The sequence below is a fragment of the Dermacoccus sp. UBA1591 genome (assembly GCF_002322065.1).
In the GTDB taxonomy this organism is placed as follows: domain Bacteria; phylum Actinomycetota; class Actinomycetes; order Actinomycetales; family Dermatophilaceae; genus Dermacoccus; species Dermacoccus nishinomiyaensis.
Genome location: NZ_DCNR01000091.1, coordinates 1 through 22,975, shown reverse-complemented (window position 1 = coordinate 22,975; position 22,975 = coordinate 1). Strand labels below are relative to the sequence as shown.

Here is a 22,975-nt window from a genome sequence, read left to right as displayed (position 1 = left end):
ATCGTCGCCTCGCGCTCGGGCCGCGGCCGCCGTTGTCCGCTGGATGACGGCGGCCGCGCCCATGCGTGGGAGGATGGCGTCATGGTGATGAAGGAGACTCGATGAACGGCGTCAGAACGGCGCTCGCGACCGTGCTCGACGTGTTCTTCGTCGTGCTCATCGCGCGCCTCGTCTTCGACTGGATCCAGGTGTTCGCGCGGCAGTGGACGCCGCGTGGCGTCGTGCTCGTCGTCGCGGAGGCGGTCTACACCGTCACCGACCCGCCGATCAAGGCGGTGCGCCGCGTCGTTCCGCCCCTGCGCCTCGGCGGCGTCGGCATCGACCTGGCGTTCCTGATCGTGGCGCTGGCTGTGCAAGTCGCGGCTAATCTCCTAAGGTGAAGTCGGGAAATTTTGAGCGTGCCCGCATCGGCGTGCACGAAACGGATTTGCCGAGGCCCCGCCTCGGCTTCGAGCGTTACTGAGGTGAATACATGGCGCTGACGCCGGAAGACGTCGTCAAGAAGGAGTTCTCGAAGCCGAAGGGGTTCGGGCGCAACGGGTATGACGAGATCCAGGTCGACGACTTCCTCGACGAGATCGTCGTCGAGCTGCGTCGGCTGAACGCCGAGAACGACTCGCTGAGCGACAAGCTCGACGACTGCCGCCGCAGCCACGGCGGAGACGGCGACGCGACGATGGCGGGCCAGTCGAAGACGACGGCCGTCCCGGCCCTCACGCCGGTGAACAACGCTGCGGCTCCAGCCGCGGGTGGCTCGAGCGACGAGGACAAGGCGGAGATCGCGCGCCTCAAGAAGGAACTGGAAACGTCGCGCACCGAACTCGACAAGGCGCGTGCCCCCAAGGCGAACGAGGCTGCCGACGCAGGTCAGGACGCGGCGAGCGCCGACCCCACGAGCGCCCGTCGCGACCTCCAGAGCGCCCGCGAGGAGGCCAAGAACGCGCAGGCGAAGCTGGCCGAGGCCGACGCGCGCATCACGCAGCTGGAGAACGAGCTGAAGCAGGCCCGCGAGGCCGCCTCGGCGACGTCGACGCAGCCGGCCACGAACGAGACCAACGCCGGCACCGACGCGGCGGGCGTCATCGCCCTCGCACAGCGTCTGCACGACCAGCACGTGCGTGACGGCGAGACCGAGCGTGATCGTCTCGTCGGCGAAGCCACCGCGCACCGCGACAAGGTGGTCACGGAGGCGAACGCGAAGAGCGAGAAGTTGCTGTCGAGCGCCAAGCAGCGCCACGACGAACTGCTGACGACAGGCCAGTCGACCTACGACGACCTCGTCAAGCGCGGCCAGAGCGAGCACGACGACCTCGTCAAGAAGGCTCAGGCCAAGCACGACGAACTCGTCTCGAGCGGGCAGAGCCAGCACGACAAGCTCGTGCGCACGGGTACCGAGAAGTCGGCCGCGCTCGTGACCGAGGCCGAGCAGCGTCGCACGAGCATCCTGTCCGACCTCGAGACGCGACGCACGGCGCTGCAAGCCGAGATCGAGCGGCTCAAGGGCTTCGAGACCGACTACCGCTCGAACCTCAAGGGTTACCTGAGCGAGCAGCTGCGCAAGCTCGACGAGAAGCAGCAGACGCCCGACACCAAAGCGTGATGACCGCGGCCTCATGGCCGTCACCAAGCGGGCTCGTGCACGATCTGTCGTCCACGAGCCCGCTTCGTGCGTCCCTTTGCTGGTCCTACTAGCGGGTACGTAAAACTTCATCTGTTGTTCGCCTCGACCCGCCTGATGTGGCCTATCCTCTGCGTAATATCCGCATCATCGTGCGCGCCGAGCGGGCGCCGCTGGGAGACTGGAGTGACCACCATGGCGACACAGAAGACCGCCGCGAGCGACCTGGCCGTCGGCGGCGCCGAGGAGCCGTGGGGCGACGCCGAACTCGCCGAGGTGCGGGCCGAGCTCGAGGCCGACGTGGCCCGCGTGCGCGCCGAGCTCGACGAACTCGCCACGGACTTCGAGGGGCTGCTGCGCAACCCGGGCGACGGGGCGGGCGACGACCAGGCCGACGTCGGCAACGCGAACTTCGAGCGCGAGCACGAGATCTCGTTGGCCCGCAAGTCCGCGGAGGTGCTGCGTCAGAGCGAACGCGCCCTCGGGCGGATGGACGACGGCACGTACGGCGTATGCGAATCGTGCGGCGGCCCGATCGGCAAACTTCGACTCCAGGCCTTCCCTCGTGCGACCCTATGCATGACATGCAAGAAGAAGCAGGAGCGCCGCTGAACTCGGGCGCCACACCCACCGTCCCCCCGTCCCGCGTCTCGGGGCGCCCTCTCGCGCTCGTCGCCGTGGCGGCGCTCGGCGTCATCGCGGCCGACCAGGCCAGCAAGCAATGGGCGCAGGACGCCCTGAGTGACGGCCGCCCGCGTGATCTGCTCGGCTCGTTCCTGCGGCTGCGGTTGACGTACAACCCCGGCGCCGCGTTCAGCCTCGGCACGAATTCGACGCTCTTCATCACCGCGATCGCGGTGGTCGTGGTCGTCGTGCTCGCCGTGACCGCGCGCAAGCTGCGTAGCCTCCCGTGGGCCCTCGCCTTCGGGCTGATCATCGGAGGAGCCGTCGGCAATCTGATCGACAGGTTCTTTCGTGAGCCGGGTGGGGGGCGTGGCCACGTCGTGGACTTTTTCGAGCTGCCGCACTGGCCGATCTTCAACCTGGCCGATTCGGCGATCTGCGTCGCCGCGGCCCTCGTCGTGTTGCTGACCTTCCGCGGCATCGGTCTCGACGGAACGCGCGAGGGCGCCCACGACGGCGCAGATGATGGCGCGTCGCCCACCACCGAGGAGGCTCAGCGATGAGCGAGGTCAAGTCGTTGTTCGTCCCCGAAGGGCTCGAGGGGGAGCGCGTCGACGCGGCCATCGCCCGCCTGCTGGGTTTCTCCCGCACCCGCGCCGCCGAACTCGCGGCCGAGGGCGCCGTCAGCGTCGACGGCAAGCGGGTCGCGAAGTCCGAGCGCGTGAGCGCCGGCGCGTGGCTCGAGGTCGCGATGCCGGAGCGTACCGGGCCGCGTGAGGCGACGCCCCGCGTCGAACCCGTGCCCGGCATGAACATCGTGCACGACGACACCGAGATCGTCGTCGTCGACAAGCCGGCCGGCGTCGCCGCGCACCCGAGCGTCGGCTGGGACGGCCCGGATGTCGTCGGCGGCCTCGCCGCTGCGGGGTACCGCATCTCCACCTCGGGCGCACCGGAGCGTCAGGGCATCGTGCAGCGCCTCGACGTCGGCACGAGCGGTCTCATGGTCGTCGCCAAGAGCGAGCGTGCGTACACCCTGCTCAAGCAGGCATTCCGTGACCGCACGGTCGACAAGACGTATCACGCGCTCGTGCAGGGCCTGCCCGACCCGATCGAGGGCACGATCGACGCGCCGATCGGGCGCCATCCCAACCACGACTACAAGTTCGCCGTCATGGATTCCGGCCGCGCGTCGGTAACGCACTACGAACTGCTCGAGGCGTTCCGGTCGGCGTCGCTGCTCGAGATCCATCTCGAGACGGGGCGCACCCACCAGATCCGTGTCCACGTCTCAGCGATGCATCATCCGTGCGTCGGCGACCCGCTGTACGGCTCCGACCCGACGCTCGCGAAGAAGCTCGGGCTGGAGCGTCAGTGGCTGCACGCCGTCGAGCTCGGATTCGACCACCCCGGTAGCGGCGAACGTGTGACGTTCACCTCGCCGTACCCGGCCGACCTGCAGCGCGCGCTCGATCGCATCAGCGCCTGACGCGGAATTCCGCGACGTTCCGCCCGGCTCCCCGCTCGCCCCGGGAGCCGGGCGTCGCGCATCCGGCGGGGTTGTCGGTGGCCGGTCGTAGACTTCTGGGCGATGTCCAGTCAGTCGAAGAGCTTCGTCCATCTGCACAACCACACCGAGTACTCGATGCTCGACGGTGCAGCCCGTATCGATGACATGTTCGCGCGTGCGCAGGAGTTCGGCATGCCCGCGATCGCGACCACCGACCACGGGTACCTGTTCGGTGCCTACGAGTTCTGGTCGAAGTCGCGCAAGTATGACGTGAAGCCGATCATCGGCCTCGAGGCGTACATGACGCCGGGCACGCACCGCACCGACAAGACGCGCACGACGTGGGGCGAGCGCGGCCAGGAGGCCGACGACGTCTCCAACCGGGGTCTCTACACGCACATGACGCTGCTCGCGAAGAACAACGAGGGCATGCACAACCTCTTCCGCATGGGCTCGCAGGCCTCGCTCGACCAGGTGTACTCGAAGTATCCGCGACTCGACCGAGAGCTGCTCAACGCGTACGGCACGGGCATCATCGGCACGACGGGGTGCCCATCGGGGGAGATCCAGACGCGCCTTCGTCTGGGGCAGTACGACAAGGCGCGCGAGGCCGCGGCGGAGTTCCGCGACATCTTCGGTGACGGCAACTTCTACTGCGAGCTGATGGAGCACGACCTCGACGTCGACATCGAGCGGCGCGTGCGCAGTGACCTGCTCAAGCTGGCGAAGGACCTCAACCTGCCGCTTCTCGCGACGAACGACCTGCATTACACGAACAAGGAGGACGCGGTCCACCACGATGCGCTGCTGTGCATCAACTCGGGTTCGCGCCTGACCGACCCCAACCGCTTCAAGTTCGGCAGCCACGAGTTCTACCTCAAGTCGGCCGACGAGATGCGTCACCTCTTCCGAGACCACCCGGACGCGTGCGACAACACCCTGCTCATCGCCGAGCAGTGCGAGGTGTCCTTCACCGAGGGCGAAGGGCGCTACATGCCGCGCTTCCCCTGCCCCGAGGGTGAGGACGAGACGTCCTGGTTCATCAAGGAGGTCGAGACGGGGCTGCGCCGTCGCTTCCCCGAGGGTGTGCCGGACTACGCCGTGAAGCAGGCGAAGTACGAGCAGGACGTCATCATCGGCAAGGGCTACCCGGGCTACTTCCTCGTCGTCGCCGACTTCATCAACTGGGCGAAGCGCAACGGCATCCGCGTCGGGCCGGGGCGTGGTTCGGGTGCCGGTTCGATGTGCGCGTACGCGATGGGCATCACCGACCTCGACCCCGTCCCGCATGGTCTGATCTTCGAGCGCTTCCTCAACCCCGAACGTCAGTCGATGCCCGACTTCGACGTCGACTTCGACGAGCGTCGGCGCTCGGAGGTCATCCGGTACGTCGTCGACAAGTACGGCGAGGATCGCGTGTCGTACATCGTCACGTACGGCACGATCAAGGCGAAGCAGGCCGTCAAGGACGCCTCGCGCGTCATGGACTTCCCGTTCGCCATCGGCGAGCAGATGACGAAGGCGATGCCGGCCGACGTCATGGGCAAGGGCGTGCCGCTGGCGAAGATGTACGACGAGAGCCACCCGCGCTACGCCGAGGGCGGCGAGTTCCGTGAGCTCATCGCCTCCGACCCGACGTTCAAGAACATCTTCGACGCGGGCGTCGGCCTCGAGGGGCTGAAACGTCAGTGGGGCGTCCACGCGGCGGGCGTCATCATGTCGAGCGAACCGCTCATCGACGTCATCCCGATCATGCGTCGCCTGCAGGACGGCGCCGTCATCACGCAGTTCGACTACCCGAGCTGCGAGACGCTCGGCCTCGTCAAGATGGACTTCCTCGGCCTGCGCAACCTGACGATCCTCGACGACGCGCTCAAGAACATCAAGGCCAACCGTGACGAGGACATCGACCTCGACGCGCTGAGCAAGGACATGACGGACGCGAAGACGTACGACCTGCTCGCGCGAGGTGACACGCTCGGCGTGTTCCAGCTCGACGGCGGCGGCATGCGCCAGCTACTGCGTCTCATGCAGCCCGACAACTTCGAGGACATCTCCGCCGCTCTCGCGCTGTACCGTCCCGGCCCGATGGGCGCCAACGCGCACACCAACTTCGCGCTGCGCAAGAACGGCAAGCAGCAGATCGACTACATCCACCCCGAGCTGACCGAGGCGCTCGAGCCGATCCTCAACATGACGTACGGCCTGATCATCTATCAGGAGCAGGTCATGGAGATCGCGCAGAAGCTCGCCGGGTACACCCTCGGCAACGCCGACCTGCTGCGGCGCGCGATGGGCAAGAAGAAGAAGGAGGTGCTCGACGCCGAGTACGTCAACTTCGAGAGGGGCATGCTCGACAACGGCTTCTCGAAGGAGTCGGTGCAGACGCTGTGGAGCATCCTGTTGCCGTTCTCCGACTACGCGTTCAACAAGGCGCACACCGCGGCGTACGGGCTCGTGTCGTACTGGACGGGCTATCTCAAGGCGAACTACCCGGCCGAGTACATGGCGGCGCTGCTCACGTCGGTGCGAGACGACAAGGACAAGTCGGCGCTGTACCTCAACGAGTGCCGTCACATGGGCATCAAGGTGCTGCCGCCCGACGTCAACGAGTCGATCGGCAACTTCGCGGCCGTCGGCGAGGACATCCGTTTCGGGCTCGAGGCGATCCGCAACGTCGGTTCCAACGTCGTCGCGGCGATCATCGCGGCGCGTGAGGAGAAGGGCCGCTTCACCTCGTTCGAGGACTTCCTGCGCAAGTGCCCCGCGACGGTGCTCAACAAGCGCACGGTCGAGTCACTCGTCAAGGCGGGCGCGTTCGACGACCTCGGCCACCAGCGTCAGGGGCTCGTGCAGATCCATGAGTCGTACGTCGATGCGCTCATCGACGAGAAGCGCAAGGAGGAGCACGGGCAGGATTCGCTGTTCGCCGGTTTCGGTGACGACGCGCCGGGCATCGAGTTCGCCGCGCTACCGCAGATTCCGCCGATCGAGTGGGACAAGCAGACGAAGCTCGCGTTCGAGCGCGAGATGCTCGGCCTGTACGTCTCCGACCACCCGCTGTTCGGCATCGAGGCGGCGCTCGCGCAGTTCTCCGACACATCGGTCGCGCGCCTGCTCGCCGAGGACGCGCTGCCAGACGGCGCGACGGTGACGATCGCCGGGCTCATCACGGGCCTGCAGATCAAGCGCACGAAGAAGGGCGATCTGTGGGCCATCGCGACCGTCGAGGACATGGACGGCGCGATCGAGTGCCTGTTCTTCCCCTCGACGTACGCGACGGTTTCGACGATGCTGAGCCAGGACGTCGTGTGCGCCGTCAAGGGGCGCGTCAACCGTCGTGACGAGTCTGTCGCGCTCAACGCGATGGAGCTGACGCTGCCCGAGCTGACGGACGGCCCACGCGGCCCGGTGCTGCTGCACCTGCCGTACGCGCGGGCGACGCAGGGGTTGGCCGAGCGGCTCAAGGAGGTACTGGGGGAGCACCCCGGCATCACCGAGGTGCACCTCAAGCTCTCGCGGCCGGGGCGCACCCTCACCGTCAAGCTCGACGACAGCCTGCGCGTCAACGCGACGCCTGCGCTGTTCGGTGACCTCAAGGCCCTCCTGGGCCCCTCGTGCCTCGGCTGACGCACGACGACCGTTCGGAAGGAACACCCATGACCGACACCACGGCGACTCAGCCGATGCCGCCGATCGCTCGTCGCGTGCCGACGCAGCGCACCCACCACGGGGACGTCTTCGTCGACGACTACGAGTGGCTGCGCGACAAGAGCAACCCCGACGTCATCGCGCATCTGAACGCGGAGAACGCCTACACCGACGCCGTGCTCGCGGCGCAGGAGCCGCTGCGCGAGCGTCTCTTCGACGAGATCAAGTCGCGCACGAAGGAGACCGATCTGTCGATCCCGGTGCGCGACAAGGACTGGTGGTACTACACGCGCACCCTCGAGGGAAAGCAGTACGGCATCAGCTGCCGCGCACCGTACCGTGACGGTGAGGCCCGTCCGACGCCGCGGCCGGGGGAGGCGCTCGCGGGGGAGCAGGTGCTGCTCGACGGCAACGTCGAGGCCGAGGGCAAGGAGTTCTACTCGGTCGGCGCACTCGCGCTGACGCCCGACCAGAACCGGCTCGCCGCGCTCATGGACTTCGCGGGTGACGAGCGCTACGCCGTCACGGTGCGCGACATCGCCACGGGCGAGACGATCGAGGAGAGCGTCACCGACGTCGGGTACGGCCTCGTGTGGTCGGCTGCGGGAGATGCGTACTTCTACACGCGCGTCGACGAGTCATGGCGCCCGCACCAGGTGTGGCGTCACGTCGTCGGCACCGACCCGAGCGAGGACGTGCTGCTCTACCAGGAGGACGACGCGGCCTTCTGGCTCGGCATCGGCGGCACGCATGACGATCGGTGGCTCATCCTGTCGATGGGGTCGAAGAACACCTCCGAGTTCCACCTCATGGATCTGCACGACGAGGCCGCCGGCTGGCGCGTCGTGCAGCCGCGCACCGAGGGGCTCGACTACGACATCGAGATCGACGGGGACCGGCTCTACATCGTGCACAACCGTGACCGCGTCGACTTCGACGTGGCCGTGGCGCCGCTCGCCGACCCCGGCGTCGACAACTGGCAGCCGTTGCTCGTGGGCGCCGAGGGCGAGCGCATCCTCGGGGTCTCCGCCTACCGCGACTTCATGCTAGTCGGGCTGCGCGCCGGCGGCCTGCCGACCGTGCGGCTCCTGCCCAAGGAGGGCGACGGTTTCGGGGCGGCGCGCGAGCTGCCGTTCGCGGGGGAGCTCACCGTCGTCGGTGTCGGGGCGAACCCCACGTACGAGGCGACGACGCTCATGGTCGCAACAGAGTCGTTCATCGAGCCGCGCGCCATCTACGACTGGGACACGACGACGGACGAGGTGACGCTGCTCAAGCGTCGCGAGGTGCTGGGCGGCCACGACCCGGCCGACTACCAGCAGCACCGTCTGTGGGTGACGGCTCCCGACGGCGCCCAGGTGCCGGTCTCGCTCGTGGCGCACCGCGACGTCACGCTTGACGGGACGAACCCCGTGCTGCTGTACGGGTACGGCTCGTACGAGTCGTCGATCGACCCGTATTTCTCCGTCCTGCGGCTCAGCCTGCTGCAGCGCGGCGTCGTGTTCGCCATCGCGCACGTGCGCGGTGGCGGTGAGATGGGCCGATCCTGGTATCTCGACGGGCGGCTCGAGCACAAGAAGAACACGTTCACCGACTTCGTCGCGGCGGGGCGTCACCTCGTCGAGACGGGGTGGGCGGCCCCCGATCGCCTTGCGGCCGAGGGTGGTTCGGCCGGCGGCCTCCTCATCGGCGCGGCGCTCAACGAGGCGCCTGAGCTGTTCTGCGCCGTGCACGCGCAGGTGCCGTTCGTCGACGCGTTGACGACGACGCTCGACCCGTCGCTGCCGCTGACGCAGGGGGAGTGGGAGGAGTGGGGCAACCCGCTCGCCGACCCGGACGTGTACGCGTACATGAAGAGTTACACGCCGTACGAGAACGTCCGCGACGTCGACTACCCGTCGGTGCTCGCGACGACGAGCCTCAACGACACGCGCGTGTTCTACGTCGAACCCGCGAAGTGGGTGCAGATGCTGCGCCGCACCGTCACGAGTGACCAGAACGAGCGGCCGATCCTGCTCAAGACCGAGATGGTCGCGGGCCACGGCGGCGTCAGCGGGCGGTACGAAGCGTGGAAGGAAGCGGCGTTCGAGACCGCGTGGATTCTCGACCGTCTCGGCGCGTCCGAGATCGTCTACCCAGCGTCCGCCAACGTCTGACTCACGCCCTGAGGAATCGGCACCCTGGGGAAGTGAACCCCGTTCTTGCGCCCGAGTGCACCCGGGTGCACTTGGGCGCAAGAACGGGGGCGGCATCTCTTGGGCACGACGCGAGTCGCGCCGGCTCAGGTCGAGGACGGGCCCGCTGCGCCGAGCCGTCGGCTGTCACTCCTGAGCTGAGCGCGCCTCGACGGCTGCGCGGATGCGCTGCAGCGTCGTGTTCATGCCGGCGACGAGGTTGGCCTCGAAGTGGTCCTCACCGCCGAGCACCTTGTCGACGAGCAGCGCCGACACCTTCGACGTAACGCCCGGCGGCACGTCACGTCGCTGCGTCAGCACGGTGCCGCCGTCCTGCGGCGTGAGCGTGAAGCTCCACGTCGTGCCGTTGTCGAGCACCCGGAAAGCGACGCGCTGCAGGTCGTGAAAATCAGCCACCTTGGCACGCGTCGGCCACCACAGATTGCCGTCACGATTGACGTTGAGCATGAACGTGCCACGGCGGATCGGGCCCCGCGCAATCACCTTGCGACACTGCGGTGACCACTGCGGCATCCGCCGCAGGTCACTGACGAGCGGCCACACCTGCTCCGGGGGAGCAGCGATGAAGATCTCAGATTCGAGGTTGTCAGCCATGACGCCCACCGTAGCTGGCCGTTGGTCATCCTCCTCGGCTACGGCGGGGCTGGCGTTGAAGATCGGTTCAGATGACCATTTTTTCTCCGGCATCTGAACCCGCTCGGCCACGACAGAGGGCCCGGGGGGGCAGCTCGCTCACGCTCGCTGCCCGCCTCGGGCCCTCAACCCTCGCCTCCAGATGCAGAGGTGGTTCAGATGACCATTTTTTCTCCGACATCTGAACCCGCTCGGCCTTTGCCTCCCAGGCTCAGATGTCGTAGTACATCTCGAACTCGTGCGGGTGCGGACGGAAACGAATCGGGTCGATCTCGTTCAGACGCTTGTACTCGATCCACGTCTCGATGAGGTCCTCCGTGAACACGTCACCCTCGAGCAGATACTCGTGGTCGGCCTCGAGCGCGTCGAGCACGTCACCGAGCGAACCCGGAACCTGCTGAATGGCCTCGTGCTCCTCGGGCGGCAGCTCGTACAGGTCCTTGTCGACCGGCTCCGGCGGCTCGATGCGGTTCTTGATGCCGTCGAGGCCCGCCATCAGCTGCGCCGCGAAGCACAGGTACGGGTTCGCCGACGGGTCCGGGACACGGAACTCGACACGCTTCGCCTTCGGCGACGTGCCCGTGATCGGGATACGCACGCACGCGGAACGGTTGCGCGCGGAGTACACGAGGTTCACCGGCGCCTCGTAACCCGGTACGAGACGGTGGTAGGAGTTGACCGTCGGGTTCGTGAACGCGAGCAGCGACGGCGCGTGCTTGAGCAGACCACCGATGTACCAGCGAGCGATGTCCGACAGGCCACCGTAACCACGCTCGTCGTAGAACAGCGGCTCGCCGTCCTTCCACAACGACTGGTGCGTGTGCATACCCGAACCGTTGTCGCCGAACAGCGGCTTCGGCATGAACGTCGCCGAGCGTCCGTTCTGGAACGCGACGTTCTTGATGACGTACTTGAACTTCATGACGTCATCACCCGACTGCAGCAGGGTGTTGAACTTGTAGTTGATCTCCATCTGACCGGCCGTGCCGACCTCGTGGTGGCTGCGCTCGACCTCGAGGCCGACCTCGTGCAGCTTCAGCACCATCTCGTCGCGCAGGTCGGCGAAGTGGTCGACGGGCGGGACGGGGAAGTAGCCTCCCTTGTACCGGGTCTTGTACCCCAGGTTGCCGCCCTCTTCGACGCGGCCCGTGTTCCAGGCCGCCTCGATCGAGTCGATGTAGTAGTAGCCGGCGTTCTGCTTCGTCTCGAAACGCACGTCGTCGAAGACGTAGAACTCGGCCTCGGCGCCGAAGAACGCCGTGTCGGCGATCCCCGTCGACTTCAGGTACGCCTCGGCCTTCGCCGCGATATTGCGCGGGTCGCGCGAGTACTGCTCGCCCGTGAACGGGTCGACGATCGAGAAGTTGATGATGAGCGTCTTGTACTCACGGAACGGGTCCAGGTAGGCCGTCTGCAGGTCCGGGATGAGCTTCATGTCGGACTCGTGGATGGCCTGGAAACCGCGAATGGACGAGCCGTCGAACATCTGGCCGGTCTCGATCGCCTCAGCGTCGAAGCTCTCGGCCGGGATGTTGAAGTGCTGCATGACGCCCGGCAGGTCGCAGAAGCGGATGTCGACGAATTTGACGTCCTCATCCTCGATGAACTTCACGACCTCTTCAGCGGTCTTGAACATGGATCCTCCTGACTGGGGTGTGCGATGCCGGTCGACACCACACCACGTGTTGCCCATGATGCTAGGACCCCCCGATTACCCGGGCATGGCCCTCATGTTTCGTCGGTGTTACGAAACATGTGAACAGTTCACGCCGGTCGGCGCACGGCGCGCGACCACCCCTCCAACCTATCCAGGCACCTCACCTCTAGTCTTGGAGGGCGCGCTACTACTCACAGTGCGAGACACCACCGAACGGAAACGAACGTGCCCCCAGCTGCCCCCCTCGCCGATGCCGACCCCGCCGAGAACCGCCCCGTCGAGGGCCCCGGCTCCATCGCGCGGCTGGCCCCGCGCGCCGTCGCGCTGCTCATCGACTGGGCGCTCTGCTCCGTCATCGCCATGGGGTTGCTGGGCTACCGCTGGGGCGGGAGCGGCGCCGAGGGCTTCAAACCGCTCGCCGTCTTCGCCGTCGAGAACCTCCTGCTCGTCAGCACCCTCGGGATGACGCTCGGGCACCGCGCCATGGGGATGCAGGTGCAGCGCGTCAGCGACGGCGCCGCCCCCGGTCTGCTCGCCGGCGCCGTCCGCACCGTGCTGCTCTGCCTCGCGATCCCCGCCGTCGTCACCGACTCGAGCGGACGCGGGCTGCACGACAAGCTCGCCGGCACCGTCATCGTCCGTTCGCGTTGAACTCGATGCGACATTGACGCTCGCCGCGCGCACGCCCCAGGCAGCATGACCTTCACGGCACGACCCATGCGGGTTGCCCCGCCGCACGCCCCGTCACCCGGATGGGACGACATGCATCGCCGCGTCGCACCACGTGGGCGCGGGCCACGCGACAAGCCCCAGAACACACGAGAGCCCGCCACCTCGAGGTGGCGGGCTCTCGTGTTCGTGCGTGGAGGCTCAGCGGCCACGCATCGCGGCGCGGTTGACGCGTGCCTTCGTGGGGTCGATACCGGCCGGAGCTGCGGGGCGGCCCGACCCAAGGGCGCGCAAGCGCTTGGTGATGCGAGCGGCCTCGTCGTCGGTGAGCACCTTGGGCATCTTCTGCATGTCCTTCTGCAGACGCTCGACGGGGACGGAGCCCTCGTCGGTGCCGACGCGCAGCGTGTGCACCGGAACCTCGGGGCCGAGCACCCGCGTCGTGCGCTTGTTCTCACTGGAGAGCAAACGCTCGGCCATGCCCTTGGGGCCTTCCGCGACGAGCACGACGCCCGGCTTGCCGACGGCGCGGTACACCATCGCGGCACCCGAGAGGTCGCGCACCTGGCGGTTGCGGCCCATGTCGACGCCGACGGGCTCCTGCTCGACGAACCAGCCCTTGCGCAGCGACGACATGACGGCGACGCTCGCGCCCGGCTGACCCGAGATCGACTTGTAGATCGCGGTGTTCGCGCGGCGGGCGAGCACGAGCAGTGCGGCGAGCACACCCAGCAGCACGCCGATGATGCCGAGGTAGATCGGGTGGCCGATACTGAAGCCGATGATGAGCAGCAGCACGAACACGAGCGCGAACGCACCGATCATCCACGCCAGCAGCGCGGGGTCGTTGGCGCGCCCCGTCTCGAACACCTGACGGAACTGAGCGGAGCGGCCCGGCTCCTTGGCCTCGCCTCTCGTGCTCGACGCACCGTCGGCCTTCGTGGCGCCGCCGCTCGAACCGCGGCGGAACCGCGACTTCTTGGGCTCGTTGGTGGGGGAGGTTGATGCCATGGGGTCAGGATACGCGGGTCTCGGCGCGGGCCACCAAAGACGCAGCTTCCTGACGCGCCGGCGACGACGCCGCCTCCGCGAGGTGCAGCAGGTTCTCCGGCAGCTCCTGGCCGCGCTTGGCCATGACCTGGGCGTACAGACGGCCGGCTCGGTAGGAGGAACGCACGAGCGGACCCGCCATGACGCCGGAGAAACCGATCTCCTCGGCACGCTCGGACCAGTGCACGAACTCCTCCGGCTTGACCCACCGGTCGATCGGGTGGTGCAGCTTCGAGGGGCGCAGGTACTGCGTGATCGTGATGATGTCGCAGCCCGCCTCGTGCAGGTCGACGAGCGCCTGGTCGATCTCGTGCTCCTCCTCACCCATGCCGAGGATGAGGTTCGACTTCGTCACGAGCTCCTGTTCGCGCGCCATCGTCAGCACCTTGAGCGACTTCTCGTACGTGAACGCCGGGCGGATGCGTCGGAAGATGCGCGGTACCGTCTCCAGGTTGTGGGCGAACACCTCGGGGCGGGCGTCAAAGACCTTGCCGACGAGCTCGGGGACGGCGCCGAAGTCGGGCGGCAGGATCTCGACACCCGTGTTCGGGTTGAGTTCGTGGATGAGGCGCACGGTGTCGGCGTACAGCTGCGCGGCACCGTCGGGCAGGTCGTCGCGCGCGACGCCGGTGACGGTGGCGTAGCGCAGGCCCATCTCACGGACGGACTCGGCGACGCGGCGCGGCTCGTCGAGGTCGAGGGCGGACGGCTTGCCGCTCGCGATGTCGCAGAAGTCGCAGCGTCGCGTGCAGGTGTCGCCGCCGATGAGGAACGTGGCCTCACGGTCCTCCCAGCACTCGAAGATGTTGGGACAGCCGGCCTCCTGGCACACGGTGTGCAGGCCGCCACCCTTGACGAGATTCTGCAGCGAGTTGTACTCCGGGCCCATCTTCGCCGTGGTGCGGATCCAACTCGGCTTTCGTTCGATGGGCGTTTCGGCGTTGCGCGCTTCCACGCGCAGCAGTCGACGGCCTTCGGGCGCGACGGTCACAGAAAAGCACTCCTCAGCTTAGCGATTGAGGGCGACACGGCGCGAAGATGCGCGCCAGCGCTCAGAACAACAGCGTACGCGGGTGAAAACTTCCCGGCGAGTACGCGGACGGCGCTCACGCCGCCTTCGACGGGGCGACGATCGCCGACAGGTGACGCTCCACGACAGGGAGCACCTCGGCGACGGTGACGTCACGACCGACCTCGCGGCTCAGTGTCGTCACCCCGGCATCGGCGATGCCGCAGGGCACGATCGTCTGCGTCCACGACAGGTCGCAGTCGCAATTGAGCGAGAAACCGTGCATCGTCGCGCGCTTCGAGACGCGCACGCCGATGGCGCCGATCTTGCGGTCGGGGCCCTTGTCGTCGGCGAGCACCCAGGTGCCGGAACGTCCCTCCACGCGGTCGGCGTCGACGCCGAACTCGGCGCACACGTCGATCATGAGCTGCTCGAGGCGACGCACGTGCGCGACGACGTCGATGGGGATGGGCAGCGCCATGATCGGGTAGCCCACGAGCTGACCTGGACCGTGCCACGTGATCTTGCCGCCGCGGTCGACGTCGACGACGGGCGTGCCGTCGAAGGGACGCTCGTGCGCCTCGGTGCGCTTGCCCGCCGTGTAGACGGGGGAGTGCTCGAGCAGTAGCACCGTGTCCTCGCCGCCCGCGACGACGTCGGCGTGGACCTGACGCTGCACCTCCCACGCCTGCTCGTAGTCGACGAAGTCAGGGGCGAAGCCGAGGTGCTGGATACGCATCCCCCGAGCCTACTCTCCGACACGCCGCGACGGCCGCCGGCCTGCCTGTGGATAACTCGACGCACGCTTCGGCCCGCCTGGGCGATGGTGGAACCAGTGACGCCGACCGCGGCGCCCCTCGCACGCCGAACCCAGGAGTCACCATGCCCGACGCCACCGCACCCACGATCGCCGGATACACCATCGAAGCGCGCATCGGGCAGGGCGGCAGCTCGTCGGTGTGGCGCGCCACCGGGCCGCAGGGCACCGTCGCGATCAAGGTCAGCACGGAACCCGCGATCACCGCGCGTTCGGAATGGCGGATGCTGCGGCGCCACGCGGGGCCCCACGTCGTCGAGGCCCTCGATCTCACGACGAGCGCCGAGGGCCACAGCGCGCTCGTGCTCGAGTACATGGCCGGCGGCAGCCTCGACGACGTCGTGCGAGGACGCGGCGGACTCACCGTCGGCGAGTGCGTGACGGCGCTCGCTCCGGTCGCGGCGACCATGGCGGGTTTCCACGACCGAGGATGCGTGCACGCCGACCTCACCCCGTCCAACATCCTCTTCGATCACCAGGGACGCCCTGCGATCGCAGACCTGGGGGCCACGCGTGTCGCGGCACGCGCCGACGGGGCCGACTGGGCCACCTACGGGTTCGTCGCACCCGAGATCGTCGACGGTGAACCGCCCAGCGCTGCGGCCGACGTGTACTCCTTCGGGGCGCTCGCCTGGTTCTGTCTCCTGGGGACGCCGCCGCCCGTCGCAGCCCTGCGGCCGCACCTCGTCGACGTCCTGCCCGACGCGCCGGACGCGCTCGTCGACCTCATCACGGCGTGCCTCGCACAGACGCCGTCGTCGCGCCCGCACGCCGCGGAGCTGGCGACCCGGCTGCGCGGTGTCGCCACCGCACGCCCGGTGCCCGTGCCGACCGCCGTGCCGATTGGCGAGGGGAGTGACACCCCTGCCGTTGGTGAGTCGATCACGCGACGACTGCGGGACGAGGCGCAGCGGCGGCAGTTCCTCGAGCCGGCCGACGCGGAGCGCCATGGGTCGTCACTCAGGGGCGGACGTCGTGGGCGACGTGGGCGTCGTGGCGCTGAAACCCGCGGCGAGGTCGGGGGAAGACGGACGTGGCGTCCAGGGGCCGTCGACGCTGGGCGACGTGCTGACGCGGCGGGCGCGTGCTGGAGAGCTGGTCGCTGGGTGCCCGCGGCGCTGCTGGGGGCGTGCGTCGTCACAGCAGCAGCGATGTGGCCCGTTCACGCAGGCGGAGACTCGGCGAATGACGCCGGATCTTCGACGAGCGCGGCCTACGCGCGCGCCAACCCTGGTGTGACACCGGCGAACTCGACGACGTCCTCGACGGCGGTGACGCCCGCACCGCCGTCGAAGACGATGCCGAACGCGGTGTCGCCCTCGACCAACCCGGAGGCGGGGACGGCGGTGCCCGCGTCCGGTGCGAAGACGCCCACGATGACGGCTCCGACGCGTCAGGAGGTCGTGGCGCTGCTCGACTGCCGGGCCAAGGCCTGGTCGACGTTGGATCGAGAAGGCCTGGGCCGGTGCCTCGTGCCGGGCTCGGCTGCTCACACGCACGACCTGCAGGCCTTCACGCGGGCGAGCGCGCAGGGCGCGTCGTACGACGGCCTCGGCTACGCGATCGGCGCGCTGACGCCGACGTCATGCAGCGGTGGCCAGGTGTGCCTGACGAGCCGAATCACGACGTCGGGGTACGACGTCCGCACCAAGACCGCGAGCGAGCGTGTTGCTGCGCGTCACGATGACGTCCGGCTCGTCCTCAGCCACGACGGCACGGGCTGGCGCATCTCGTCCTGGTCAGCGAGCTGAGGCGCATCTCCGCCATGAACCGGACGAGAGCGCGCCACGCGCCCGATCAGCCTCCCGACGCGCGCCGGTCAGAGCGCCGACGCGACGAGCCGGTCGAGCGCCTGGTCCTGGTTCTCGTCCTGCCAGTCGAACCCGGCAGCTTCGAGCACGTGGGGGCGTACCCGCGTCGACGCGGTCACCTGGTCGGCCATCTCACCGAGGACGAAGCGCAATGCCCCCTTCGGTACGCGCAGGGCAGCGGGGCGCCGCAGCGAGCGCGCGAGTGCCTGTGCGAGATCGGCCTGCCGACTCGCGCGCGGTGCGACGAGGTTGACGGGCCCGACGACGTCGGGGTGGTCGAGAAGAAACACCAGCGCGCGCACCTCGTCACGCAGCGTGATCCAGCTCCACCACTGCCGCCCCGAACCCAATGGGCCCCCTGCGCCCAGCCGCGTCGTCGTCAGGAGGGGAGCGAACGCTCCGGCCTCGCCCGTCATGACGAGACCGGTGCGCGCGAGGGCGACGTCGTGGCGCTTCGCAGCCCTCATCGCCGCAGCTTCCCACTCGATGCAGACGCGAGCGAGGAAGTCTTCCCCGGGTGCGCTCGTCTCGTCGAGCACCTCGTCACCGCGATCGCCGTAGAAGCCGATCGCCGAAGCCGAGACGAGACGAATCCGTTGTGGCACCTCCGCCAGTGCGTCGGCGAGCCTCGACGTCGTCTCGATCCGCGACTCGCGAATCGCGTCCTTGTACGCGCGGCTCCACCGATGATCCCCGACGCCCGCCCCGGCCAGGTTGACGACCGCATCGACGGTGGCGAGCGTCTCGACCAATCGGCTGTTCGAGCTGCGGGCCTCGGGCAGCGTCACCTCGCCGGGTGTGACCGCCGGTCGTCGGACGATCCGGATGACGGTGTCGCCGCGGCGACGCAGACATGATGACAGCGCACCGCCGATCACTCCGGAGGAACCGGTGATGGCGATGCGCTGTCCAGTCATGCGGTCAGACTAGCCCGCGACGATCACACCTCGAAGGCGCCCTCTTCCAGGCGAGCCTTGATGGCCGAGAGGAAGCGACCGGCGTCGGCGCCGTCGACCACGCGGTGGTCGTAGGTGAGGACGAGGTTCATTATCTGACGGATCGCGATCGAGTCGTTGCCGAACTCATCGGTGACGACGACGGGACGCTTGACCATCGCGCCGGTGCCGAGGATGGCGACCTGCGGCTGGTTGATGATCGGGGTGTCGATGAGCGAACCGTTCGAGCCGATGTTCGAGATCGTGAACGTGCCGCCACCCAGCTCGTCCGGCGTCACCTTGTTGTCACGCGTGCGAGCGGCGAGGTCGGCGATCTTCTTCGCGATGCCGGCGATCGACAGGTCACCCGCGTCCTTGATGACGGGCACGAGCAGGCCGCGCGGCGTGTCGACCGCGATGCCGATGTGCTCGGCGTTGTGGTAGATGATGTTGTCACCGTCGACCGAGGAGTTGACCTGCGGGAACGCCTTGAGCGCCTCGACGACAGCCGTCGTGATGAACGGCAGGTAGGAGAGGTTGACGCCCTCGCGAGACTTGAAGCTCTCCTTGTTGCGCGCACGGATGCTCGCGACCTTCGTGAGGTCGACCTCGACGACGGCCGTCAGCTGCGCGGAGACGGCGAGCGACTCGACCATGCGCTGCGCGATGACCTTGCGCAGACGCGACATCTTCTCTGTCGTGCCGCGCTTGGCCTGAGCCTCGGCGGACGGCTGCGGCGTCGTCGTCGACGCGGCCGGGGTGGAGGATGCTGCCGGAGCCGCGGCGGACGCAGCCGCGGCGGCCTCCTGCTTCGGCTCCTGGGCCTTCTTCGCAGCGTCGAGGACATCCTGCTTACGGATGCGGCCACCGACGCCGGTGCCCGTGATCGTCGACAGGTCGATGTTGTTCTCGGCCGCGATCTTGCGCACCAGAGGCGTGACGTAGGTGCCGGAGTTGTCGACCTTCGTCGACGTCTCCTGCTGCTTGTCGGAGCCGGCGCCGGCCTTGGGGGCCTCGTCCTTCGGCGCCTCGCTCGCCGACGACTCGGCCGTCGGGGCTTCCTTCTCGGCGGCCTCGTCGTCCTTGACCGGGGCCGGCGTCTCGTTCTTCGACTCCGCGGCCTCGACGGCCTCGTCCTGCTTCTTCGAGTCGACCTCGTCCTGGTTCTTCTGCGCCTTCTCGGCCTCGGCCGAGTCGTCGGAGGAACTCGAACCGGCCGAGCCGCCGATGACGGCGAGGTCGGCGCCGACCGGCACCGTCTCGTCCTCGGCGACGAGGATCTTCGTCAGCTTGCCCGCGACGGGGGAGGGAACCTCGGTGTCGACCTTGTCCGTGGAGACCTCGAGCAGGGGCTCGTCAACGGCGACGTCGTCGCCCTCGGACTTGAGCCAGCGCGTGATCGTGCCCTCGGTGACGGACTCGCCGAGCGCGGGCATCGTCACCTTCTCGCCGCCGGAGACCTCAGCGGCGGAGTCGTTCGAGGAGTTCGAGCTCTCGGACGCCTGCGGCGCGCTCTCGGCGGCCTCGTCCTTCATCTCGTCGGCCTCGGCCTGCGGCTCGGCCTCCTGCGAGTCGTCGGAGGAGGAGTCGGAACCGGAGTCGGACGACGCGGGAGCGTCGCCGTCACCGATGACGGCGAGGTCGGCGCCGACCGGCACCGTTTCATCCTCTTCGACGAGGATCTCCTGCAGCGTTCCGGCGATCGGCGACGGAATCTCCGTGTCGACCTTGTCCGTGGAGACCTCCAGCAGCGGCTCGTCAACGGCGACGGTGTCGCCGACGTTCTTCAGCCAGCGGGTCACGGTGCCTTCGGTCACCGACTCGCCGAGGGCCGGCATGGTCACGCGGTCAGACATGGGTGGAGGTCTCCTCAATCCAAAATTCACTTTGGTTTCGCGGATGAAGTTGTGAACTCCGGGGCACTTCGCAGCGAGCGGATCTCCCCGATCAAGGCCATCTTGTCACTCGCGGACGGGGTTGCGGAAACCCGCCCCGAATACCCGCGGGTAGGAAAACGGCCGTTCCCACCCGCGGGCCTGCTCGATCAGGCGCGAGCCAGCTCGACGAGGGTGCGGACGGCGAAACCGGTGCCGCCCTTGGGGTTGACGCCGTAGGGGCTGCCCTCGTTGAACGCGGGCGCCGCGATGTCCATGTGGATCCAGTCGATCTGCTCGCCGTTCTTCTCGCCGATGAACTCCTTGAGGAACATCGCCGCGGTGATGAGCCCACCCATGCGCTCGCCGGTGTGCTTGAGATCGGCCACCTCGGAGTCGATGCTCGGGCGCAGGTGCTCGAGCAGCGGCATCGGCCACATGTGCTCGTCGACGCGCTCGGAGGCCGCGATCAGTTCGTCGCGCACCTCGTCGTTGTTGCCGACGATCGCCGCCGTGCGGTTGCCGAGCGCGAGCACGGCCGCGCCGGTGAGCGTCGCGATGTCGATGATGAGATCGGGCTCCTCCTCGGTGGCGTAGCACAGGCCGTCAGCCATGACGAGGCGCCCCTCGGCGTCGGTGTTGTCGATCTCGACGGTCGTGCCGTCGTGCATGCGGATGACGTCGCCGGGACGCTGCGCGTCGGCGCCCGTCATGTTCTCGGCGAGGCACAGGTAGCCCGTGACGGCGACCGGCAGCTCGAGCGCGGCGACGGCCTCGAGGAAGGCCGCGACGGCGGCAGCGCCGGCCATGTCGCACTTCATCGTCGCCATGCCGTTGGCGGGCTTGATGCACAGGCCGCCGGAGTCGAACGTGATGCCCTTGCCGACGATCGAGATGTGCTTCGTCGCCTTCGCGGGCTTGTACGTCAGCGTCACGAGGCGCGGCGGACGCGCCGAGCCGCGGCCGACGCCGATGAGGCCGCCGCACTCGGCCTTCGCGAGGGCCTTCTCGTCCATGATGTCGACCTTGACCTTGGTGCCCGACATGCGCTTGCGGACGATGTCGGCGAACGAGGCGGGGTTGAGGTCGAGCGGCGGCATGTTGACGAGGTCGCGCGCCCAGTTCTGCGCGGTCACGACGGCCGCCGCGGTCTCGACGCCCGCGAGGGCGCCGGACGACTTCGCGTCGGTGACGAGCAGCGTTGCCTTGGCGAGGGCTTCCTTCGGCTTGCTCTTGTACGCGGTGTAGGCGTACGCGCCGAGGGCGATGCCCTCGCAGATGGCTTGGACGAGGTCGTCGGCGACCGCGGGGAAGGCGAAGACGGCGCTCGAGGTGCCCGTGAGCGAACGCGCGGCGGCACCGGCGGCGTCACGCAGCGCGGAGGCCTTCGTCGGCGCCTGCTCGGCGTCGACGCCCGAGCCGACGGCGATGACGAGGCCGCTCAGGTCGCCGGCACCCGACAGGCGCAGCACCTCGTCGGCGCGACCCTTCGCCTCGAGCGTCGCGAGAGCCTCGTTGAGCGCCTTGACTGCGGCGGGGGAGACTCCGACGGGGTCGATGACGCGGGCGCCGTCCTTCGTCGGTGCGGTGAGGACGACGGTGGCGTCGGCTGCGATGGCGTCCGCGCTCTTGTCGCTGAGGGTGATGTCGACCATGTGGGGCCCCTTTCGTGGGTGATGCCGAGGTCATCGGCGTGCGTGCTGCTGGGCCGAGCTTAACGGCCCGTAGGACGCGGTGGGCGCGGTAGGTTCGAGGCATGACTGAGAACAAGCTCTCGCCCCTCGACGAGCGTCACCGCGCCCTCGGGGCGAAGATGGCCGACTTCGGAGGATGGGACATGCCCATCGAGTATCCGGGCGGAGGTGTCGTGCGCGAGCACACCGCGGTGCGTGAGCGCGTCGGCATCTTCGACGTGAGCCACCTGGGCAAGGCGACGGTGAAGGGTGCCGGCGCGCTCGACTTCGTCAACTCGTGCCTGACGAACGACCTGCGCAAGATCGGGCCCGGCCAGGCCCAGTACACGATGTGCTGCGACGAGAGCGGCGGGGTCGTCGACGACCTGATCGTCTACGTCAAGGCCGAGGACGATCTGTTCCTCATCCCCAACGCCACGAACACGGCCGAGGTCGTGCGCCGCCTCGAGGAGGCCGCGCCGGAGGGTATCGAGGTCGCCGACGCGCACGAGGAATACGCCGTGCTCGCCGTCCAGGGTCCCAAGTCCGACGAGGTCGTCTCCGCACTCGCTCTGCCCGTCGACCACGACTACATGAGCTTCGACGAGGCCGACTGGCAGGGCCGCCCCGTCACCGTGTGCCGCACCGGCTACACCGGTGAGCGCGGCTACGAACTCGTCTGCCGCTGGGACGACGCCCTCGCGCTGTGGGACGCCCTCGTCGAGGCCGCGGCCCCCTACGAGGGTCTGCCCTGCGGCCTCGGGGCGCGCGACACCCTGCGCACCGAGATGGGATACCCCCTGCACGGGCAGGATCTCTCGCTCGACATCACGCCCGTGCAGGCGCGCTCCGGCTGGGCCGTCGGCTGGAAGAAGGACGCGTTCTGGGGAAAGGACGCCCTGACCAAGGAGAAGGCCGAGGGCCCGCGTCGCATCTCGCGTGGCCTCAAGCTCACCGGCCGCGGCATCCCGCGCGCGCACTGCATCGTGCGTGACGCCGAGGGCGCTGAACTCGGCGAGGTGACGTCCGGGACGTTCTCGCCGACCCTCGGCATGGGCGTCGCGCTCGCGCTCGTCTCGCCGATGCTCGCCGAGGGCGACCAGGTCGTCGTCGACGTGCGTGGTCGCATGCTCGAGGCCGTCGTCACGAAGCCGCCGTTCGTCGAGGTGCAGACGCGCAGCAGCTGACGCGATGAGCGCCTCCCGCCTCGGCGGCGTCTCCTCTGACGACATGACGAAGGGGGTCGCAC

General features: G+C 68.4%; 18 protein-coding genes. 10 read left to right on the top strand and 8 right to left on the bottom strand.

The window, feature by feature from the left end:
* Positions 1–101: 101 nt before the first annotated feature.
* From B2284_RS10165 to B2284_RS10135, 7 genes are all read left to right on the top strand, one after another.
* On the top strand, positions 102–380 hold the full coding sequence (locus B2284_RS10165; RefSeq protein ID WP_006946604.1) for a YggT family protein: 279 nt from the start codon (positions 102–104) through the stop codon (positions 378–380).
* 92 nt (positions 381–472) lie between these two features.
* Positions 473–1,600, top strand: coding sequence for a DivIVA domain-containing protein (locus B2284_RS10160; protein WP_006946610.1), 1,128 nt, complete (start codon positions 473–475; stop codon positions 1,598–1,600).
* Between the two features lie 213 nt (positions 1,601–1,813).
* A complete protein-coding gene (locus tag B2284_RS10155) occupies positions 1,814–2,230 on the top strand; it encodes a TraR/DksA family transcriptional regulator (RefSeq protein WP_040014933.1) in 417 nt (138 codons plus the stop codon).
* Entirely contained in the window at positions 2,203–2,805 is a 603-nt protein-coding gene (gene lspA, locus B2284_RS10150; protein WP_082740965.1) for a signal peptidase II, read from the top strand. The genes B2284_RS10155 and lspA overlap by 28 nt, the downstream gene beginning before the upstream one ends.
* The gene (locus B2284_RS10145; RefSeq protein ID WP_006946614.1) at positions 2,802–3,731 is read left to right on the top strand and encodes an RluA family pseudouridine synthase; all 930 of its coding nucleotides are present in this window, start codon (positions 2,802–2,804) and stop codon (positions 3,729–3,731) included. Before lspA ends, B2284_RS10145 begins: the two co-directional genes overlap by 4 nt.
* A 102-nt stretch (positions 3,732–3,833) precedes the next feature.
* On the top strand, positions 3,834–7,382 hold the full coding sequence (gene dnaE / locus B2284_RS10140; protein WP_074045458.1) for a DNA polymerase III subunit alpha: 3,549 nt from the start codon (positions 3,834–3,836) through the stop codon (positions 7,380–7,382).
* 29 nt (positions 7,383–7,411) lie between these two features.
* Positions 7,412–9,559, top strand: coding sequence for a S9 family peptidase (locus B2284_RS10135; RefSeq protein ID WP_074045457.1), 2,148 nt, complete (start codon positions 7,412–7,414; stop codon positions 9,557–9,559).
* Positions 9,560–9,724: 165 nt separating this feature from the next.
* Here B2284_RS10135 and B2284_RS10130 read toward each other — a convergent pair whose 3' ends face one another.
* The gene (locus tag B2284_RS10130; RefSeq protein WP_074045456.1) at positions 9,725–10,192 is read right to left on the bottom strand and encodes an SRPBCC family protein; all 468 of its coding nucleotides are present in this window, start codon (positions 10,190–10,192) and stop codon (positions 9,725–9,727) included.
* 250 nt (positions 10,193–10,442) lie between these two features.
* Positions 10,443–11,867, bottom strand: a complete 1,425-nt coding sequence (gene glnA / locus B2284_RS10125) for a type I glutamate--ammonia ligase (RefSeq protein ID WP_006946569.1) — start codon at positions 11,865–11,867, stop codon at positions 10,443–10,445.
* 246 nt (positions 11,868–12,113) lie between these two features.
* Between glnA and B2284_RS10120 the strand changes: the two genes are divergently transcribed.
* On the top strand, positions 12,114–12,539 hold the full coding sequence (locus tag B2284_RS10120) for an RDD family protein (RefSeq protein ID WP_006946587.1): 426 nt from the start codon (positions 12,114–12,116) through the stop codon (positions 12,537–12,539).
* Positions 12,540–12,758: 219 nt separating this feature from the next.
* On the opposite strand, the gene B2284_RS10115 is transcribed toward B2284_RS10120, so the two are convergent.
* The 3 genes from B2284_RS10115 to lipB all read right to left on the bottom strand — a co-directional run bounded on the left by B2284_RS10115 (position 12,759) and on the right by lipB (position 15,355).
* Positions 12,759–13,568: a DUF4191 domain-containing protein gene (locus B2284_RS10115; RefSeq protein ID WP_136788336.1), complete on the bottom strand. Its 810-nt coding sequence runs from the start codon at positions 13,566–13,568 to the stop codon at positions 12,759–12,761.
* Positions 13,569–13,572: 4 nt separating this feature from the next.
* Entirely contained in the window at positions 13,573–14,598 is a 1,026-nt protein-coding gene (gene lipA / locus B2284_RS10110) for a lipoyl synthase (protein WP_006946581.1), read from the bottom strand.
* A 115-nt stretch (positions 14,599–14,713) separates the two neighbouring features.
* Entirely contained in the window at positions 14,714–15,355 is a 642-nt protein-coding gene (gene lipB, locus B2284_RS10105; protein WP_006946636.1) for a lipoyl(octanoyl) transferase LipB, read from the bottom strand.
* Between the two features lie 143 nt (positions 15,356–15,498).
* Between lipB and B2284_RS10100 the strand changes: the two genes are divergently transcribed.
* The gene (locus B2284_RS10100) at positions 15,499–17,184 is read left to right on the top strand and encodes a serine/threonine-protein kinase (protein ID WP_136788335.1); all 1,686 of its coding nucleotides are present in this window, start codon (positions 15,499–15,501) and stop codon (positions 17,182–17,184) included.
* Between the two features lie 68 nt (positions 17,185–17,252).
* Here the strand turns inward: B2284_RS10100 and B2284_RS10095 are convergent, their stop codons facing one another.
* The 3 genes from B2284_RS10095 to B2284_RS10085 all read right to left on the bottom strand — a co-directional run bounded on the left by B2284_RS10095 (position 17,253) and on the right by B2284_RS10085 (position 21,708).
* Positions 17,253–18,161, bottom strand: coding sequence for a TIGR01777 family oxidoreductase (locus B2284_RS10095; RefSeq protein ID WP_006946521.1), 909 nt, complete (start codon positions 18,159–18,161; stop codon positions 17,253–17,255).
* A gap of 23 nt (positions 18,162–18,184) precedes the next feature.
* Positions 18,185–20,035, bottom strand: coding sequence for a 2-oxoglutarate dehydrogenase, E2 component, dihydrolipoamide succinyltransferase (sucB, locus tag B2284_RS10090; RefSeq protein WP_136788333.1), 1,851 nt, complete (start codon positions 20,033–20,035; stop codon positions 18,185–18,187).
* A gap of 188 nt (positions 20,036–20,223) precedes the next feature.
* Positions 20,224–21,708, bottom strand: coding sequence for a leucyl aminopeptidase (locus B2284_RS10085; RefSeq protein ID WP_115296336.1), 1,485 nt, complete (start codon positions 21,706–21,708; stop codon positions 20,224–20,226).
* 101 nt (positions 21,709–21,809) lie between these two features.
* Between B2284_RS10085 and gcvT the strand changes: the two genes are divergently transcribed.
* A complete protein-coding gene (gene gcvT / locus B2284_RS10080) occupies positions 21,810–22,913 on the top strand; it encodes a glycine cleavage system aminomethyltransferase GcvT (RefSeq protein ID WP_074045451.1) in 1,104 nt (367 codons plus the stop codon).
* Positions 22,914–22,975: the final 62 nt, after the last annotated feature.

What these genes read in the sequence shown, in the direction of transcription:
- B2284_RS10165 (WP_006946604.1), top strand. Translation starts at nt 102, where the DNA reads ATGAACGGCGTCAGAACGGCGCTCGCGACCGTGCTCGACGTGTTCTTC.
- B2284_RS10160 (WP_006946610.1), top strand. Translation starts at nt 473, where the DNA reads ATGGCGCTGACGCCGGAAGACGTCGTCAAGAAGGAGTTCTCGAAGCCG.
- B2284_RS10155 (WP_040014933.1), top strand. Translation starts at nt 1,814, where the DNA reads ATGGCGACACAGAAGACCGCCGCGAGCGACCTGGCCGTCGGCGGCGCC.
- lspA (WP_082740965.1), top strand. Translation starts at nt 2,203, where the DNA reads ATGCAAGAAGAAGCAGGAGCGCCGCTGAACTCGGGCGCCACACCCACC.
- B2284_RS10145 (WP_006946614.1), top strand. Translation starts at nt 2,802, where the DNA reads ATGAGCGAGGTCAAGTCGTTGTTCGTCCCCGAAGGGCTCGAGGGGGAG.
- dnaE (WP_074045458.1), top strand. Translation starts at nt 3,834, where the DNA reads ATGTCCAGTCAGTCGAAGAGCTTCGTCCATCTGCACAACCACACCGAG.
- B2284_RS10135 (WP_074045457.1), top strand. Translation starts at nt 7,412, where the DNA reads ATGACCGACACCACGGCGACTCAGCCGATGCCGCCGATCGCTCGTCGC.
- B2284_RS10130 (WP_074045456.1), bottom strand. Translation starts at nt 10,192, where the DNA reads ATGGCTGACAACCTCGAATCTGAGATCTTCATCGCTGCTCCCCCGGAG.
- glnA (WP_006946569.1), bottom strand. Translation starts at nt 11,867, where the DNA reads ATGTTCAAGACCGCTGAAGAGGTCGTGAAGTTCATCGAGGATGAGGAC.
- B2284_RS10115 (WP_136788336.1), bottom strand. Translation starts at nt 13,568, where the DNA reads ATGGCATCAACCTCCCCCACCAACGAGCCCAAGAAGTCGCGGTTCCGC.
- lipB (WP_006946636.1), bottom strand. Translation starts at nt 15,355, where the DNA reads ATGCGTATCCAGCACCTCGGCTTCGCCCCTGACTTCGTCGACTACGAG.
- B2284_RS10100 (WP_136788335.1), top strand. Translation starts at nt 15,499, where the DNA reads ATGCCCGACGCCACCGCACCCACGATCGCCGGATACACCATCGAAGCG.
- B2284_RS10095 (WP_006946521.1), bottom strand. Translation starts at nt 18,161, where the DNA reads ATGACTGGACAGCGCATCGCCATCACCGGTTCCTCCGGAGTGATCGGC.
- sucB (WP_136788333.1), bottom strand. Translation starts at nt 20,035, where the DNA reads ATGTCTGACCGCGTGACCATGCCGGCCCTCGGCGAGTCGGTGACCGAA.
- B2284_RS10085 (WP_115296336.1), bottom strand. Translation starts at nt 21,708, where the DNA reads ATGGTCGACATCACCCTCAGCGACAAGAGCGCGGACGCCATCGCAGCC.
- gcvT (WP_074045451.1), top strand. Translation starts at nt 21,810, where the DNA reads ATGACTGAGAACAAGCTCTCGCCCCTCGACGAGCGTCACCGCGCCCTC.